The sequence below is a fragment of the Campylobacter sp. RM12640 genome, assembly GCF_020137595.1.
In the GTDB taxonomy this organism is placed as follows: Bacteria; Campylobacterota; Campylobacteria; order Campylobacterales; family Campylobacteraceae; genus Campylobacter_E.
In genome coordinates this window covers 66407-82440 of sequence record NZ_JACGAU010000004.1, presented here as the reverse complement: position 1 = coordinate 82440, position 16034 = coordinate 66407, and the positions used below count along the sequence as shown (strand labels likewise).

Below are 16034 nucleotides of genomic sequence, written 5' to 3'. Positions count from 1 at the left end.
TATTAATGTTTGCTTCTATCAACTTTAATTGCGATTTTTGTAAAATCACCCCTTATATTATCATCATCTATTAGATTTGTAATGACTGCTTTATATGTTTTATTTTCAGGTATAAAATAAAATCCAAGATATCTTATTGCTACATGAACCTTTTCATTTTTAATATTTATACTTATTCTACCACTTACTCTTGTATTTTCATTTGGTGTAGCGACTTTATCAAATACTAATATCTCATCACCATCTTTAGTAAGCTCATATATTTTAATATCGAGAGCAAGTGGATAATAAGGATTATTTCGTATATCATTTTCTAGTTTTTCATCGTATAAATAAACTGAGTAAAAATTCTTACCTACTTTACCATATTCAAAACGCAAAGGATAAAAAGCATAAAGTCCTAAATGCTCTCCTATATCTTTTCTTTGTGGCTTAAAGATTATTTCAATTTTAGATCCTTTTTTGCTTAAATCAAATAAAGTATATATAGGAGTTTTTGGTATTTTATCTTTATGAACAAATTCAAAAGCATTTAAACTAAAAACTAGCATAAGTAATAAACAAATTTTTTTTAAGCATTTAAACTCCTTTATTTTTTCATATCATAACATTATTTAAGAATATTTCTTGGTTTGCAAGTGTGTTTAAAAGTTAAAATATGATTTTAAATTCTTAGAATTTAAAATGGATAATTAAATATTTTTTATTGTTTAACATTTGCCTTTATTAGGAGTTTTATAAGTTGAATATTTGTAAAATTTTAATACAGATTATTTCAACTCATTTTTTCTCCTTTTTTAGATTTATTTCACAGCCAAAAATTTTAAATTTATTACATCTATCAATAGTTTTTTCTGAATATGGTTGATAAATTACATTAGATACCATATCTAAAATATCAATAAAAGTTATACTATAATAATTGTCATATCTAATATGATTTAAATTATTAAATTTATGATAATTTAAAATATAATCACTACCCTTATACTCTATAATAAAAGTTTCTTTTGCTTCTTCGTAATATTTATTTGATATTTTCATCTTATTAGATTTTTTTAAAAGCTTTAATAAATCCTTATTTTTCATAGGGTGATTGCAAAAATCTTTTTCTATAAACAATATATTTCCAAATTCTCCTGATAAGGCTAAATAATTTTTATCATTTAAAATTACATCACTTATAGTTATACTTTTATGTTTTTCTATGTATTTTTTACCTTTAATTTTACTTATAATATAAAGTTCGCCATTTTTATCAACTTCTATAAAACGATAATTAACATTATCATTGCTATCATTTGAACTATAATCTTTTATATACTTATAAACTTTTCTATCAAGCCCTAAATCCCAGCAGTATTTAAGAGTGTCTTTTACTTCTTGGCTTGCGTAAGGCTTAGCATCTATAATTTTTGGCTTTATTTTTATATCCTTATATCTAAAAAAATCTTGCCAAAAATTATTTAGTTTTGGTAATTTTCTACATTTTTCTGGCTCATCAATAAATTGTCCATGCTCATATCGCATATAGTTATATTTATTGCATTCTATTGAGTTTTCTTGAATTATTTTTATATGTTCTATTAATTCTTTAGGATAGGTTTTTGAGTTTTCAAGACTAGTGCTAAGCTCTTTTATTCTAGCTTTATAAGAATTTATAATGCAATTATTATCATCTTTACAATTACTAATGTTTTTTAAAAATTCATCTTGGTCTTGCTTAATTTCTTTTGTAATATAAGGAAAGCTTTTATAAATACTATCTAGCTCTATTTTTAACTTATTTATTTGATATGAATAAATATTTGTAATTAGTAAAATCATTAATATTTTAAACATAACTCTCCTTTATTTTTCATATCATAGCATTATTTAAGAATATTTCTTGGTTTGCAAGTGTGTTTAAAAGTTAAAATATGATTTTTAAATTCTTAGAATTTAAAATGGATAATTAAATATTTTTAATACTTTTAATGTGTTTTTATGAATATGAGTAATTATAGTGAAATTAAGCTAGGAAAACCTAGCTTAATTTTTTAATGTAGTTCTTTCCAGATTGCGTTTTTCCAAGCATAAGCTAATATTGCTAATAATGCAAAATAAGCCATTATTTTGTATCCTAAATCTTCGCGTTCAGCTTTTTTACTATCTCCAACGCTAGTTAAATAAGCAACAACATCATTTTGAGCTTGTTCGTTAAGTCCAACTCTAGGCATCGCAGTTCCTGGAAGTTGTTTTTGAGTATCGTTTATAAATTTATGTAAATACTCATCTCCTTTAGCACGAATTATTATTGATAAATCAGGTGGCGTTGAACCCATATAATCTTTTAAATCTCCGCCATTTACTTTAGCAATAAAACCATCATATTTAACATCATGACATCTTCCGCAAGCTTCTTCAAAGATAACTTTTTTGTTCTCAAAATTAATTTTTGCAACTTTTTCGCTATCGCTTAATTTACTTGCATTTATTTCATTAGCAATTTTTGCTTTTTTTGCTTCAAGAGCAGCTTTTCCGATACTATTTAAATATCCTACTATATTAGCAACTGATTGAGCATTTTCATCACTTATACTGCCATCATCTTCTAAAAATGCTGTCATCATAGGGTGTGGATTTTCATCATTATATTTTTTGTTATTTTTCATAGCAAGTGCAGGATTAAGAGAAATTGCCATTAAGAATTTACTATCATAAATAGCTCCTGCTGTGCTTAAATCAGGATAAATAATACCTTGAGCGCTAATTCCATCATCAGCAGCTACTAATTCATCAAATTCAACTCTATGACAGCTAGCACAATTAGCTTCAAAATCAGCCTTTCCAGCTTCAACATCAGTTTTTAAACTAGCTATTTTATCAACATTAGCCCAAAGTTTTTTAGTATCTTCTAATTTTTTTGTAGCAAAATCAATATCATCTTTTTTACCACTTTCATTAGCTTTTTTTAATTCAACTTCAGCTTGAGCTATATCGCCTGCTTTAAAATCAAAATTAACTTCGCTAGTATGTTCGTGCATTTGTGAATGAGCGTAAGGCTCAACTCCCCAATAAACAATACCTGTGAATATAACTAATATTGCAAATATTTTTAACTCTTTCATTACTTAGCCTTTCTTTCCATAAGAGTAATTACTGGTAAAACTACTATTAATAATGCTAAAAATGTAACAGAAGCAATAGTTGCTATTGTATTATTAATTCCAACAGGAGGTAATTTACCATAAATAGTAAGAACAATCATATCAATTACTAATAGCCAAAACCATACAAAAAATGCTCCACGCTTATGTGCAGGCGCTACTACATTTGAGCGGTCTAGGAATGGTAATACAAAGAAAATTACTTGAGCTATACCAAAGCAAGCAAGACCAACTTCATAAGAAAATCCTCTTAAGATTTCATAACTCCATAAGAAATACCATTCAGGATAAATATGTGGTGGAGTTTTAAGTGCATTTGCTGGTTCAAAGTTAATTGGATCCATAGCAAAATCATAGTGAAAGCATACTAGATAAAAATAGAAAATCATAAATAAGCAAACATAAAAAATATCTTTACATAAGAAATCAGGCCAAAACGATATAACTTTAGCTTCTTTTTTCTTGCCAGCTAAATATTTTTCAGCTTCTAAATCAAAATCAATTTCTTCAGCAATTTCGTTATTTACATGTGGAAATCTTAAAGCATAAAAGTGAATTGCAACAAATGCAATAACAACTATTGGTAATAAGCAAACATGTAGCATAAAAAATCTATTTAATGTAGCATCTCCAACAGCGTAATCACCTCTAATCCATTCAACTAATTCAGGTCCTATGAAAGGAATACCACCAAAAAGATTAGTAATAACCATAGCAGCCCAATAACTCATTTGTCCCCAAGGTAGCATATAACCACTAAATGCTTCAGCAGAGAATAATACGAATAATACCATACCGCTTATCCAAATGATTTCACGACCTTTTTTATAAGAGCCATAATAAATACCTGTTAATAAGTGTATATACATTACTAAAAATACTACCGACGCAGCAACCCCGTGCATATGTCTCCATAGCCAACCATATTCAACTTCTTGCATAATAGTTTTATTTACACTATCAAAAGCAAGTGCAACATCAGGTTTATAATACATTACAAGTAAAAGTCCTGTAATAAATAGTATTGCAAACATAGTAAGTAAAATTACTCCCATTGCCCATAAAAAGTTAATTTTCTTAGGAATCCAGTATTGTGTCATCATAACTTGCATAAATTTTTTGATAGCAAGTCTTTGATCTAGCCAATCAACAATTCCATTTGATTTTTCAAAATGTGCCATGATTAAGCCTTTCCTACATTTTTCATAATTTCTTCATACTCTTTGCCAATTTCTCCTAAAACTAATTTAGTTCCATCAATTGAAAAAGGTGGAATTTCAAGTGGTTTAGGAGGTGGTCCTGACATATTTTTTCCGCTTACATTAAATTTTCCACCATGACAGGCACAAACAAATTCTTTATCAGCTGAATGATATGCTGGAATACAACCTAAATGAGTGCATAGTCCAATTACTACCGTATATCTTGCATCTCCTGCTATTATATCTGTATTGCTTTGTTCCATATCACTTGATTTTTTTAGAATGAATATTGGTTTTTTTCTCCATTCAACAGTTCTTAGCTCTCCATCAGCTAAAGGCGATAAATCAACGGTTGTAAAACCTGCTGCTTTTACACTAGGAAGTGGATCCCAAGTTTTTTTCATACCCACTAGTGTAAAAACACCACCAACAGCCGCAGCAGCGCCTAATGTAAAGCCCATAAAGCTTCTTCTACTAGCCATACTTATCCTTTCATAAAATTTGAAAATAAATAGCTAGTTTAGTGAAAATTGGGTAAATATTACAAGAGTATATTATTATTAATAGTTTTGGAATATTATTTGCTACGGGATTTTTGCATTTTAATTTAAGGAGAGAAAATGGAATTTTATAAATCTAAACCATTGATTGTAAGTGCCTTAGCCGGTAGAGATTTAAGAAATAAATTAATTAGCTCAAACATAGCTAATATTGATACTCCTTTTTATAAATCAAGAGATATTGATTTTGAAACAGCCTTAAACGAAAATGCAAATAAACTTTACAAAACTACACAAAATGCACAAATTGCAGCTACAAATTTTATGCATTTTGGAAAAGGTATGAGTAATAAACTAGCAGTTACTAATGAAAGGCATTTACAACCATTAGAATTTGAAAATAGCGAAAATGGAACTATTTTTGCTAGAGATGGACATTTGCAAAGAAATGATGCAAATACCGTTGATTTAGATGTAGAAACAAGTGAATTAAGCAAAAACGCAATTATGATTAGTGCGCTTGATTCTGTGCTAAAAAAACAAAGTGAAGTTGTAAGAACTATAATTGAGAGTAGTTCTAAATTAAGTTAAGGGATAATTTATGGCATTTTTAAGCGATTTTGATATTAGTGGATATGGACTAAGCGCTCAAAGATTTAGAATGAATTTAATTAGCTCAAATATAGCTAATGCAAATACTACTAGAACAAATGAAGGTGGTCCTTATAGAAGGCAAGATGTAGTATTTAAAGCCGTTAATTTTGATGATGTTTTAAATGAAGAAATTAATTCTAAAAATAGTTTTTTTGAGTATGAAAATCCTTTAAATGACCCTGTAAATTTTCCTGAAGCAAAGCCTGCTGTTATGGGTGTAGTAGTAGATAAAGTAGTAAGAGATGATAAGGATTTTATATTAAAATACGAGCCAAATCATCCCGATGCAAATGCTAAAGGATATGTAGCATATCCTAATATAAATCCTGTTGTAGAAATGAGTAATTTAATTGAGGCAACAAGGGCTTATCAAGCAAATGTGGCAGCATTTACAAGTGCTAAAACAATAGCTCAAAGTGCTATTGATTTATTAAGATAGGAATTTAAAATATGAATAATATTAAAATCAATCCAAGTTTGATTCAAAGTATTGAAAATACCAAATCAAATTCTAATAAAGTTGATAATGGTTTTTCATTTGCAGATGCTTTAAAACAAGAATTAGAAGAGCTAAATAAAGAACAAATTGTATCAGATAAAGCTATGGCTGATGTAGCTACTGGAAATGTGAAAGATTTACATCAAGCAGCTATTGCTATTAACAAGGCTGAAACAAGTATGAAATTTATGTTAGAAGTTAGAAATAAAGCTATTAACGCATACAAAGAGATAAGTAGAACTCAAATATAAAAAATGCAAACACCTTATGAGCCTAGTAAAAAGACTTTTATAGTATTGTTTTTTTTGTTGCTCGCTTCTTTTTTTATTATTTTTTCTTTTGTTAGAAGCAAAACTAATGAAAGGAATGTAGGTAGTATTGAAAGAGGTGAGCGAGTAGGTGCTTTAAATGGAGATATTATTAGTGCTGATGGATATACATTAGTAACTAGTAGAAGAATTTATAGAGCTGAAATTGATATTAGAAGTATTAATTTAGATAAATTAGATTATTTTTTAAAATTATTTCAGATTTATGCCTTTATTGATGATAAAGAAATGAAAGATATTAAAGCAAGATTATTAAAAGCTTTAAAGCAAAAAAAGGTTTATAATTTTGTTTTATCAAAAGAAATTGATTCAAAAGCCGCAAGTTATTTACAAGAATTATCTAAAAAACTTTATGTTTCAGGATTTTTTAAATCCTTTAAAAATGCAAATGGAAAAGTAAGCACAAGAAGACTTGAGATAATTGAACATAAAGAAGAAAGAGTTTTTTCTAAAGGAGATATTTTAACCCCAATTCTTGGTTATTCTCAACTAAGTTTAGAAGATGGAATATATTCAAATATTCCAAAAAAAGGTTTGGAAAAATATTATGAGCAGTATTTAAGCCCTAAAAGTGATTATAAAATAACAGGTAGTAAGGATATTGGTGGAAATATAATTATAAATTCTGATAGCTTTTTAAGTGATAGAATTAATGGTAGTAATGTATATTTAAATGTAAATTTAAAGCTTCAAAAAGGGTTAGAAAATATAGCAAGTGTTGCTAGAAAAAATTTTGGTGCTAAGCAAGTAATAATAGGCATTTTAGATAGCAAAGATGCAAGTGTAATTGCACTAGCAACTAGCAAAAGGTATGACCCATATCATAGAAAAAGTGATTTATCGTATCTAAATACCGATGCTGTAGAATTTGAATACGAACCAGGCTCGGTAATTAAACCAATTGCTTTTGCTAATTTATTAAAACTAAATCGCATAACCCCTTTTGAATGGGTAAAGACTTATGGCGGAAGAATGAAGCTTGATAAGTTTTACATAACAGATACACATCCTATGGATAGTATGATTGCTGAAGATATTATAGTTCATTCATCAAATATAGGAATGGTTCAAATTTCTAATAAAGAAAATGTAAAAGAATTAATTAATGGTTATTTGGAATTTAATTTAGGAAATTTAACTGGTATTGACTTGCCTTATGAAAAAGCAGGTTTTATAAAAGATGCTAAAAAAACTTATGAAGTAGAAAAAAATACTATGGCTTATGGATATGGTTTTAGAACCACCTTTATACAACTTTTAGCAGCTTATAATGTATTTAACAATCGTGGAATTTGGATTAGTCCTAAAATTGCTAAATATTATAATGAAGATAAGGAATTAAAAGAAATATATACTAAAACAGAAAAAGAAGTCTTGCCACTTGAAATTGCAAAGCAGATGAATAGGATATTAATAAAAACTGCAAATCAAAAATCTTTAGCAAAATATTGGCCTTTAGGAATTAGTGTAGGTGGTAAAACAGGAACGGCAAGAATTAGCGTTAGTGGAAAATATGAAAGAGAATATAATGCAAATTTCTTCGGTTTTGCAAATGATGAAAACAATAGATACACAATTGGTGTTTTAGTAATGAGTCCTGATAAAGATAAAGAAGGATATTATGCAGCCCAAACAGCTTTACCTGTTGCAGCACTTGCTATTAATCAATTAATAGAAGATGGTTTTTTAAAGCCAAGTTATAATAGAATTGATTAATATTTATTTTATAAAATGCCCCTAAAAACGGATAAATAATGCAAAATATTAAAAATCAAATGATTTCATTTGCTAATGAAATATTAAAAAATTTTAATGGTGCTGTTTTAGGGCTTAGTGGTGGGCTTGATAGTGCTATTGTATTAAGAATATTAAGCGAGTGCGAAAAAAAGCCACATTGTCTTATAATGCCTACTAATATTTCAAATAAAACAAATCTTGATGACGCTATTAATTTAGCAAATAAATATGCTTTAAAATATGAAATTATAAATATTCAAAATATTTTAGATGAATTTATTAAAGCAAGTGGTTCTAATGACAAGGTATTAATAGGAAATTTTGCAGCTAGGATTAGAATGACTTTATTATATGATTATTCAGCTAAGCATAATTTATTAGTAGCAGGGACAAGCAATAAGAGTGAATTAATGTTAGGATATGGCACTATTTGGGGAGATTTAGCCTGTGCTTTTAATATTTTAGGTGATTTTTACAAGAGTGAATTATTTGAGTTTGCTAAATTTTTAGAACTACCTAATAATATAATTAGTAAAAAACCAAGTGCAGACCTTTATGAAGGTCAAGATGATGAGAGTGATATTGGTTTTACTTATACAGAAATTGATAAGTTTTTAAAAAATTATGAAAAAAATATAATTGATAATAATTATATAAAACTATTAGATAGAATAAATAAAAATAAGTTCAAAAGAGAAAATATAAAAATATTTAAAAGGTCATAAATATGAAAGAAATTTCTTGTTTTTTAAATGTAATTACAGAAGATGATAAAGAGTTTTTAATTAAATCATTAGATAATGATATAAATAGTATTAAATTATTAGAAGATAGTTTAAGTGAAATTTATAAAGGTTCTCGTATAGTTTTAACCAATAATCACACAGCAGCACACCATTTAGCTTTAAGTGCGATTGATTTAAAGCGTGGAGATAAGGTAATTTGCTCTGTAAATTCATTTCCAACAATTGCTCAAAGTATTAGATATTTTGATGCTGAACCTATTTTTGTAGATGTTGAGCTTGATAGTTTTAATATTGATATAAAGAGTTTAGAAGAAGCACTAATTAAACATAATCACAAGAAATTAAGAGCAGTTTTTGTAAATCATACCGCAGGACTTGCAGCAAAACTTGATGAAATTAGAGCTTTATGTGAAAAATACAATGTATCTGTAATAAATGATTGTGGTTTTGCACTTGGTATGGAGTATAAAGGCGAATTAGTAGGAACTAAGGATTTAATATCTTCTTTTGGGTTTAATGCTATGAGAAAAGACCCTGTGTTTGCAGGCGGATTTTTAGTAATTAATGATGAAAAAGTTTATGAAAGAGCAAAATTATTAAACTCAAATGGAATTTCATCAAATGCTTGGGGAGATGATGGCAATCTTGGATATTTTTATGATGTAACAGATATTGGACACGAGTATGAAATCACTAAAGTATGTGCGTCTTTGGCTTTATCTAAAGTAAAAAATTATAAATATTACTTAAAAAGAAGAAGAGAAATAGCAAATATTTATAATGAAGAGCTAAAAGGTTTAAAACATATTAAATTACCTACAACAACCCCAGAACACACATTTTTAAGATACATAATAAAGGTTGATAAAAATAGAGATAATTTTGCTAAAAAGCTAAAAGAAATGGGGATAAATACAGGAATTCATTTTATACCTTTAAATTTCTTAAGCTACTATAAACAAAAATATAATCTAAAAATCAATGATTTTCCAAATGCTTTAGCAAACTATGCTCAGATTTTATCAATACCAATTCATATAAATCTTAGCGATGAAGATGTAAAAAGAGTTTGTGATGCTATAAAAACTCTTGATTCAAGCTGGATTTAATGGGTTTTATTGATAGATATTTTTTTAATCCTAATTTATGGCAAAAGATTTTAATTTTCACTCTTTTGCCGTTTTCTTATATATATTCTTTTATTGCTAGTAAAAACTTTAAATCTACAAAGAAAAATGATTTTAAAATTCCAATAATTAGCGTAGGAAATATCAGCGTAGGCGGTAATGGTAAAACCCCATTTTGCAAGGCTTTAAGCGATATGCTTTATCCTATTTATAACGATGATATTTTTATTATTCTTCGTGGTTATAAACGCAAAAGCAAAGGTTTGCTTGTAGTAAAATTGCATAATCAAATTCTAAGCGATTATTTAAACGCAGGTGATGAAGCATTAGAACACGCTTTATTTACAAAAGCAAATGTAATAGTTAGTGAAGATAGAATTAAAGGCATTCAAAAGGCTATTAGTTTGGGTGCAAAATGTATTATTTTAGATGATGCTTTTTCTAAGACAAATATAAAAAAATTTGATATTTTATTAAACTCAAATATAAAATATAAATATAATTTTACCCTTCCAAGTGGAGCTTATAGACTTCCTAAAAGTTATGAAAAATTTGCAGATTTTAATGCTTATCAAGATTTACATTTTAAAAGGACTTCTTTTATTAAAGACATTAAAGAAGATATGATTTTAATATCAGCTATTGCAAAGCCTTTTAGATTATTGCAATATAAAGATTTAGTAAAAGCTTATTATTTTTATAACGACCATTCAAGCTTTAATAAAGAAGAGCTAATAAATCTTATGCAAAAGCACAATGCAAAATATATTTTGCTAACTAAAAAAGATTATGTAAAAATAAAAGATTTTAATTTAGAAACTATATTAATTGATGAAGAATTAATAATTTTTGATGAGTTAAAAACAGCTATATTTAATTATTTAAAGGAATTTAATGTATCTTATAAAGACAACCAGCAATGATTTAGAATTGCTTAAAAAAATTGCAAATAAAATAATCAAAAAAGAGCTTAGCAAGTGTATTCATATTGCTAAAATTACAAGTATTTATAAATGGGACGGAAAAATTATTAATGATGATGAGTTTAGTTTAGAAATAAAATCAAAAAATATAAAAAAGGTTTATAAAATAATCAAAAAACACCATAATTACGAATGTTTTGAGTTTGTGTATTATAAATTTAAAGCAAAAGATAAGTATTTAGAATTTTTAAAGGAGAAATAATGATATTTTATTCAAGTAGAGATGAAAACATTACAAGTGATTTTGCAAATGCACTTAAAAACCCACTCTCAAGCGATGGGGGATTGTTTTGCCCTAGTAAATTGCAAGTATTTAATAAAGATGAATTAAAAGGTTTGGGTTATAAAGAATTTGCTAAAAAGATTTTTTCAAGTTTGAGTGATGATTTGAGTAATTTTGAAAAGAGTTTAGATGAATATTTAGATTTTGATACTAAAGAGCCTTTTGTTATCAAAAAACTTGATAGTAAAACTGATATATGTGAATTATTTCACGGAAAAACTAGAGCTTTTAAGGACTTAGCATTAGCACCACTTGCAAGACTTATGGATAATGATAAGCATTTAATTATCTGTGCTACTAGCGGAGATACAGGCCCAGCAACTCTTAGTGCATTTAGTAAAAACAAAAGTTCAAAAGTAGTTTGTATTTTCCCAAAAGGAAAAACAAGTGCTGTTCAAGAGCGTCAAATGGCTAATGTAGATTATGGTAATTCTTTAGTATTAGCAATTGATGGTAATTTTGATGATGCTCAAAGCACATTAAAAAATCTATTAAATGATAAAGAATTTAAAGAAATTGTAAAAAATCAAGGCTTAAATCTAAGTGCTGCAAATTCACTTAATTTCGGAAGAATTACTTATCAATTGCTATATCATTATTATCTTAGTCTTCAATACAAAAACCCAATAAATGTGATAATTCCTAGTGGGAATTTCGGTAATGCACTTGCTTGTTTTTATGCTAAGCAAATGGGTGCAAATATAGATAAAATCAAAATCGTAAGCAATGAAAATACAATTCTTTATGATTTCTTTACTACAGGTGAATATGATTTAAGAAATCGTGAGTTTAAATGCACTTATTCTCCTGCTATGGATATTTTAAAATCATCAAATCTTGAACGCTTAATGTATTATTTCTTCGGAGCTAGTAGAACTAAACAATTATATTTAAGTCTTGAAAGTGATAAATATTTTAAAATCACTAAAGATGAACTTGCTAGATTAAAAGAGCATTTTATAGCTTATAAATGCAGTGATACCGAAACTTTAGAAAATATTAAAGCTTATAAAAATTATTTATTAGACCCACACACAGCAACAGCTATTAATGCTCTTGATGATAGTTTTAATGTGATTTGCTCTACTGCTGAATGGACTAAGTTTACCCCTAGTATTCAAAAAGCTTTAGGCATATTTAAAGATGAATTAAGTGGCATTAAAGATTTGGCTAAAAAGTATAATTATAAGCTGAATGATAGTCTTTTAAATGCTTTAAATTCAACTAATTATTATGCAAAAGATATAAAAGTAGATGAGATTAAAAAAACAATAATAGAATGGATAAAACAATGATTATAATTCCTGCTAGACTTAAATCAAGTCGTTTTAGTGAAAAGATTTTAGTGCCAATCAAAGGCATTCCTATGTGTATTTACACAGCTTTAAATGCTAGTAAGGCTGATAGGGTTGTGATTGCCACTGATAGTTCTAAGGTATTAGAATTAGCAAAAGAATATAATTTAACAGCTATTTTAACAAAGCAAACTCACGAAAGTGGGACTGAAAGATTAGCTGAATGCGTTGATATTTTAGGTCTTAATGATGATGAACTAATTATAAATCTTCAAGCAGATGAGCCTTTATTTGAGCTTAGCAATTTAATTAAGTTTAAAGAATTTTGCAATGAATTTAAGAATGAATTTTTTATGGCGAGTTGCTATACTATAAAAGATACTCCAAGTGATGAAAATATGGTAAAAGTAGTCCTTGATACTAAGCAAAATGCTATATATTTTTCAAGAGCACCAATTCCTTATGATAGAGATAAAAAGGGTGTAAAATACAATCATCATTTAGGCATATACGCTTATACAGCTAAGTCTTTAAAAGAATTTATAACTCTTAAATCAAGCTTAGAACATATTGAAAAATTGGAGCAATTAAGAGCTATTGAAAATGGCAAAATCATTAAAATGTGTGAGATTAATACAAAGTCTTTTGGTATTGATACAAAGGCTGATTATGAAAGATTATTGCAGGTTTTAGAAAATGACAAATGAGCTAATTTTAGCCATTATTAGTATTGTATTTTTTATAGTTTGCATTATTTTTTATATTCGTTATATAAATATTTTTAAGAGTGAGAGCTTGCTTAAAAACGAGTTTTTATCTCTTGCTAAAGATAAAGAATATTTGAGTGTTTTGAGTGAGAATTTAAAACAAGAATTAAATAATTATAAAAATAATTTAGTGCAAATTGAAAATGAAAGAAATAATTTAAATATTCAAAACTCGGCTTTAAGCGAAAAAATAAGTAATCTTGAAAATGATTATAAAGAATTAAAAAACGAGAATAATTTTATAAATGCTGAAATAGCAAACAAGCGTAATCAAAATGAAATTTTAAATACAGAACTTTCAAGGCTAAATGAAGAGCTTAAAAATACTAAAGAGCAATTTGAAAAAGAGTGTGAAAACTTAAAAAATACAAAAGATATTTTAGATAATTTATCTTCTAAATACCATTTAGAAAATGCTAAAAACGAAGCTTTAAACGAAAAAGTAAAATTGTATGAAAACAATTTAAAATCTTTAGAAGAAAAATATGAAAATACTTTAAAAACCTTAGAGAATAACCTAAAAGAGCAAAATGAAAAAAGCTCAAAATTAATTTATGAAGAAAACACAAAAGTATTATTAAATAATTCAAATGAGCTTTTAAACAAGATTTTTAGCCCTTTAAAAGAGCAAATTAGCGAATATGAAAAAGCTTTATTAAAGCAAAATACAAGTATAGAAAACAATATAAAAACAATGTTTGAAACAAGTCAGAATTTAGGCAAAAAGGCTGATGAATTTGCTAATATTTTAAAAGGTGATAAAAAGGCTCGTGGGGATTTTGGCGAGATTATGCTTAAGCAGTGTTTATTATCTAGTGGGCTTATTGAAAACGAGCATTTTTTTATGCAAGAAAGCTTTAAAGATAGTGATAATAATACAAAAAGACCAGATGCGATTGTGTATTTTGAACCTAACAAATGCGTTATTATTGATTCTAAGTTCTCTTTACCAAGTAGTGATAATTTAGAAGTTTATAAAGATGAAATTGCAAATAATTTAAATGCTAGGATAAATGAACTTGCGAAAAAAGATTATGAATTAGCAGTTGATTTTGCAAATGAATATGTGATTTTATTTGTGCCTTATCAAAATATTTTAGATTTAGCCTTAGAAAGTGATTCGCAGATTTTTAAAAAAGCCGAAGCTAAAAAGATATTTTTAGTAAGTCCTACTACGCTTTTTATGGGACTTAAAATGATTTATTTTGGCTGGAAAAACTATGAAGTAAATCAAAACGCTTTAAAAGTCTTTAATGAATTTGGTAAATTTTATGATAAATACGCTAGTTTTTATGAAGATTATGAAAAATTAAAAAAACAATGCGAAAATGGTTTTTTAAAAATTGATACTCATTTATATGGTAAAGGTAGTATTAGTTCTCGTTTAGAAAATCTAAAAGCCTTAGGTATTAAAAACAAAAAAGAATTAAGCGAATTAGCAAAAGATTTAAAAGATAGTGAAATTACTAGATTGATTGATGAAAAATAATTAAAGTATTAATTATTTTTAAAAGTTTTATGAATTAAATAATAAATTATAAATCCTTTTAAAAGTTCTATTTTAAGGGGATTTTTTTAAAATTTTTGAATTGTTTTTTTAAAAAAATTTGTTATTATTTATAAGCATACATTTAGGAGAGAAAATGATTTTTTTAATACCATTAATTATATTTATAGGAATACTTTTTGGGATTGATTACATATATTTTCAAGATGATGATAATAATGTAAAACAAGAAAAAGTTATAAAAAAACAAGAAGTAAGCAATGTAGATGAATATATCAAAAAGTATACAAAATGATAAAACAAGCTTTAATTGATACTTTTGCCGTTGCCGTTGCTTATATAGTAATTGGTATTGCATTTGGCATTCTTGCTTATTCAAATTCTTTTAGTTTTTTTGAAGTTTTTGTGGCTGCTGTTTTTGTTTTTTCTGCGTCATTGCAATTTTTATTATTATCTTTACTTAGCTCTGGTGCTAGTTTAGTAGAGATTTTAATAGCTTCAAGTTTGCTAAATCTTAGACATTTTTTCTATGTTTTAGGAGCTTTAAAATATTTTAGAGATTTAGGCTTTATAAAATACTATGCGATTTTTACTTTAACTGATGAGAGTTTTGCCTTACTTAGTGCAAAAGATTATGATAAAAAAACTGCCGTATTAATTCTAACTTTTAATCATTTTTATTGGATTTTTGGTTGTATTGTAGGGTATTTTATAGCAAGTTTTGCTAAGGCTGATTATAGTGCTTTAGGATTTTCTTTAAATGCTTTATTTATAGTTTTAGCTTACGAACTTTACATAAAACATAAAGAAAATAAAGTATTTTTCATAGCCTTAACTCTTGGGCTTATAGGTTTATTTTTCATAGATAAACAATATATGATGTTAAGTTGTATTTTTTCAGGAATTTTTATATTGATTTTAGGAAAGAAATTATGTCTTATACGATGAGTGCTTTATTAATTGCTGGTTTTAGTGCTGTTGTTTTAAAGGCTTTAGCTTATATATTTTTTGGGACAAAAAAACCAAATGAACTTTTAATGTATCTTGAAAAACATATGCCACTTTTGATTATGGTTATCTTAGTTTGCTTTTTATATAAAGGCTTAGATTATGAAAACCCACCTTATGCAAGTGATTATTTAGTAGCTGGGCTTGTTGCCTTAATCTCTCATATAATGTTTAAAAAAGGTTTTATTAGCATTATTTTAGCAACTTGTGTTTTTTATGTTTTACACGAAATTATTTTTTAGGAATTT

At 26.8% G+C, this 16034-nt stretch carries 19 protein-coding genes; 14 read left to right on the top strand and 5 right to left on the bottom strand.

Annotated elements, in window-relative coordinates:
• Window positions 1-2 precede the first annotated feature (2 nt).
• The 5 genes from AVBRAN12640_RS02370 to AVBRAN12640_RS02350 all read right to left on the bottom strand — a co-directional run bounded on the left by AVBRAN12640_RS02370 (window position 3) and on the right by AVBRAN12640_RS02350 (window position 4833).
• Window positions 3-551 carry a hypothetical protein gene (locus AVBRAN12640_RS02370; RefSeq protein WP_336608610.1) on the bottom strand — a complete coding sequence of 183 codons (549 nt, stop codon included), beginning with the start codon at window positions 549-551 and terminating at the stop codon, window positions 3-5.
• Window positions 552-780: 229 nt separating this feature from the next.
• On the bottom strand, window positions 781-1842 hold the full coding sequence (locus tag AVBRAN12640_RS02365) for a hypothetical protein (protein ID WP_336608611.1): 1062 nt from the start codon (window positions 1840-1842) through the stop codon (window positions 781-783).
• A 197-nt stretch (window positions 1843-2039) separates the two neighbouring features.
• Entirely contained in the window at window positions 2040-3110 is a 1071-nt protein-coding gene (locus tag AVBRAN12640_RS02360) for a c-type cytochrome (RefSeq protein ID WP_336608612.1), read from the bottom strand.
• Window positions 3110-4330, bottom strand: coding sequence for a cytochrome b (locus tag AVBRAN12640_RS02355; RefSeq protein ID WP_214142682.1), 1221 nt, complete (start codon window positions 4328-4330; stop codon window positions 3110-3112). Before AVBRAN12640_RS02355 ends, AVBRAN12640_RS02360 begins: the two co-directional genes overlap by 1 nt.
• 2 nt (window positions 4331-4332) lie before the next feature.
• Window positions 4333-4833: a Rieske 2Fe-2S domain-containing protein gene (locus tag AVBRAN12640_RS02350; protein ID WP_239803527.1), complete on the bottom strand. Its 501-nt coding sequence runs from the start codon at window positions 4831-4833 to the stop codon at window positions 4333-4335.
• 138 nt (window positions 4834-4971) lie between these two features.
• Between AVBRAN12640_RS02350 and AVBRAN12640_RS02345 the strand changes: the two genes are divergently transcribed.
• From AVBRAN12640_RS02345 to AVBRAN12640_RS02280, 14 genes are all read left to right on the top strand, one after another.
• Window positions 4972-5442, top strand: a complete 471-nt coding sequence (locus AVBRAN12640_RS02345; protein ID WP_214117861.1) for a flagellar basal body rod protein FlgB — start codon at window positions 4972-4974, stop codon at window positions 5440-5442.
• 10 nt (window positions 5443-5452) lie between these two features.
• Window positions 5453-5944 carry a flagellar basal body rod protein FlgC gene (gene flgC, locus AVBRAN12640_RS02340; RefSeq protein ID WP_214117860.1) on the top strand — a complete coding sequence of 164 codons (492 nt, stop codon included), beginning with the start codon at window positions 5453-5455 and terminating at the stop codon, window positions 5942-5944.
• Between the two features lie 11 nt (window positions 5945-5955).
• Window positions 5956-6255, top strand: a complete 300-nt coding sequence (gene fliE, locus AVBRAN12640_RS02335; RefSeq protein ID WP_214117859.1) for a flagellar hook-basal body complex protein FliE — start codon at window positions 5956-5958, stop codon at window positions 6253-6255.
• Window positions 6256-6258: 3 nt separating this feature from the next.
• On the top strand, window positions 6259-8049 hold the full coding sequence (locus tag AVBRAN12640_RS02330; protein WP_214117858.1) for a penicillin-binding transpeptidase domain-containing protein: 1791 nt from the start codon (window positions 6259-6261) through the stop codon (window positions 8047-8049).
• 38 nt (window positions 8050-8087) lie between these two features.
• Complete coding sequence (nadE, locus tag AVBRAN12640_RS02325; protein ID WP_214117857.1) at window positions 8088-8795, top strand: NAD(+) synthase; 708 nt, start codon at window positions 8088-8090, stop codon at window positions 8793-8795.
• A gap of 2 nt (window positions 8796-8797) precedes the next feature.
• A complete protein-coding gene (locus AVBRAN12640_RS02320) occupies window positions 8798-9925 on the top strand; it encodes a DegT/DnrJ/EryC1/StrS family aminotransferase (RefSeq protein WP_214117856.1) in 1128 nt (375 codons plus the stop codon).
• Window positions 9925-10866, top strand: a complete 942-nt coding sequence (locus tag AVBRAN12640_RS02315) for a tetraacyldisaccharide 4'-kinase (protein ID WP_214150325.1) — start codon at window positions 9925-9927, stop codon at window positions 10864-10866. The genes AVBRAN12640_RS02320 and AVBRAN12640_RS02315 overlap by 1 nt, the downstream gene beginning before the upstream one ends.
• A complete protein-coding gene (gene cutA, locus AVBRAN12640_RS02310) occupies window positions 10838-11128 on the top strand; it encodes a divalent cation tolerance protein CutA (RefSeq protein WP_214120292.1) in 291 nt (96 codons plus the stop codon). Before AVBRAN12640_RS02315 ends, cutA begins: the two co-directional genes overlap by 29 nt.
• On the top strand, window positions 11128-12504 hold the full coding sequence (gene thrC / locus AVBRAN12640_RS02305; RefSeq protein WP_214117853.1) for a threonine synthase: 1377 nt from the start codon (window positions 11128-11130) through the stop codon (window positions 12502-12504). The genes cutA and thrC overlap by 1 nt, the downstream gene beginning before the upstream one ends.
• Window positions 12501-13211: a 3-deoxy-manno-octulosonate cytidylyltransferase gene (gene kdsB / locus AVBRAN12640_RS02300; RefSeq protein WP_214120293.1), complete on the top strand. Its 711-nt coding sequence runs from the start codon at window positions 12501-12503 to the stop codon at window positions 13209-13211. The genes thrC and kdsB overlap by 4 nt, the downstream gene beginning before the upstream one ends.
• On the top strand, window positions 13201-14760 hold the full coding sequence (rmuC, locus tag AVBRAN12640_RS02295) for a DNA recombination protein RmuC (RefSeq protein ID WP_336608613.1): 1560 nt from the start codon (window positions 13201-13203) through the stop codon (window positions 14758-14760). Before kdsB ends, rmuC begins: the two co-directional genes overlap by 11 nt.
• Before the next feature lie 154 nt (window positions 14761-14914).
• Window positions 14915-15073, top strand: a complete 159-nt coding sequence (locus AVBRAN12640_RS02290; RefSeq protein ID WP_214117850.1) for a hypothetical protein — start codon at window positions 14915-14917, stop codon at window positions 15071-15073.
• Window positions 15070-15726, top strand: a complete 657-nt coding sequence (locus AVBRAN12640_RS02285; RefSeq protein WP_214120295.1) for an AzlC family ABC transporter permease — start codon at window positions 15070-15072, stop codon at window positions 15724-15726. The genes AVBRAN12640_RS02290 and AVBRAN12640_RS02285 overlap by 4 nt, the downstream gene beginning before the upstream one ends.
• Entirely contained in the window at window positions 15711-16028 is a 318-nt protein-coding gene (locus AVBRAN12640_RS02280; RefSeq protein WP_214117848.1) for an AzlD domain-containing protein, read from the top strand. Before AVBRAN12640_RS02285 ends, AVBRAN12640_RS02280 begins: the two co-directional genes overlap by 16 nt.
• Window positions 16029-16034 lie beyond the last annotated feature (6 nt).

Bases quoted from the DNA above. Each gene is read 5' to 3' on its own strand.
- AVBRAN12640_RS02360 (WP_336608612.1), bottom strand. From the start codon at position 3,110: ATGAAAGAGTTAAAAATATTTGCAATATTAGTTATATTCACAGGTATT.
- AVBRAN12640_RS02345 (WP_214117861.1), top strand. From the start codon at position 4,972: ATGGAATTTTATAAATCTAAACCATTGATTGTAAGTGCCTTAGCCGGT.
- cutA (WP_214120292.1), top strand. From the start codon at position 10,838: ATGTATCTTATAAAGACAACCAGCAATGATTTAGAATTGCTTAAAAAA.
- AVBRAN12640_RS02320 (WP_214117856.1), top strand. From the start codon at position 8,798: ATGAAAGAAATTTCTTGTTTTTTAAATGTAATTACAGAAGATGATAAA.
- kdsB (WP_214120293.1), top strand. From the start codon at position 12,501: ATGATTATAATTCCTGCTAGACTTAAATCAAGTCGTTTTAGTGAAAAG.
- rmuC (WP_336608613.1), top strand. From the start codon at position 13,201: ATGACAAATGAGCTAATTTTAGCCATTATTAGTATTGTATTTTTTATA.
- AVBRAN12640_RS02285 (WP_214120295.1), top strand. From the start codon at position 15,070: ATGATAAAACAAGCTTTAATTGATACTTTTGCCGTTGCCGTTGCTTAT.
- nadE (WP_214117857.1), top strand. From the start codon at position 8,088: ATGCAAAATATTAAAAATCAAATGATTTCATTTGCTAATGAAATATTA.
- AVBRAN12640_RS02290 (WP_214117850.1), top strand. From the start codon at position 14,915: ATGATTTTTTTAATACCATTAATTATATTTATAGGAATACTTTTTGGG.
- AVBRAN12640_RS02330 (WP_214117858.1), top strand. From the start codon at position 6,259: ATGCAAACACCTTATGAGCCTAGTAAAAAGACTTTTATAGTATTGTTT.
- AVBRAN12640_RS02370 (WP_336608610.1), bottom strand. From the start codon at position 551: ATGCTAGTTTTTAGTTTAAATGCTTTTGAATTTGTTCATAAAGATAAA.
- AVBRAN12640_RS02350 (WP_239803527.1), bottom strand. From the start codon at position 4,833: ATGGCTAGTAGAAGAAGCTTTATGGGCTTTACATTAGGCGCTGCTGCG.
- flgC (WP_214117860.1), top strand. From the start codon at position 5,453: ATGGCATTTTTAAGCGATTTTGATATTAGTGGATATGGACTAAGCGCT.
- AVBRAN12640_RS02365 (WP_336608611.1), bottom strand. From the start codon at position 1,842: ATGTTTAAAATATTAATGATTTTACTAATTACAAATATTTATTCATAT.
- AVBRAN12640_RS02355 (WP_214142682.1), bottom strand. From the start codon at position 4,330: ATGGCACATTTTGAAAAATCAAATGGAATTGTTGATTGGCTAGATCAA.
- AVBRAN12640_RS02280 (WP_214117848.1), top strand. From the start codon at position 15,711: ATGTCTTATACGATGAGTGCTTTATTAATTGCTGGTTTTAGTGCTGTT.
- thrC (WP_214117853.1), top strand. From the start codon at position 11,128: ATGATATTTTATTCAAGTAGAGATGAAAACATTACAAGTGATTTTGCA.
- AVBRAN12640_RS02315 (WP_214150325.1), top strand. From the start codon at position 9,925: ATGGGTTTTATTGATAGATATTTTTTTAATCCTAATTTATGGCAAAAG.
- fliE (WP_214117859.1), top strand. From the start codon at position 5,956: ATGAATAATATTAAAATCAATCCAAGTTTGATTCAAAGTATTGAAAAT.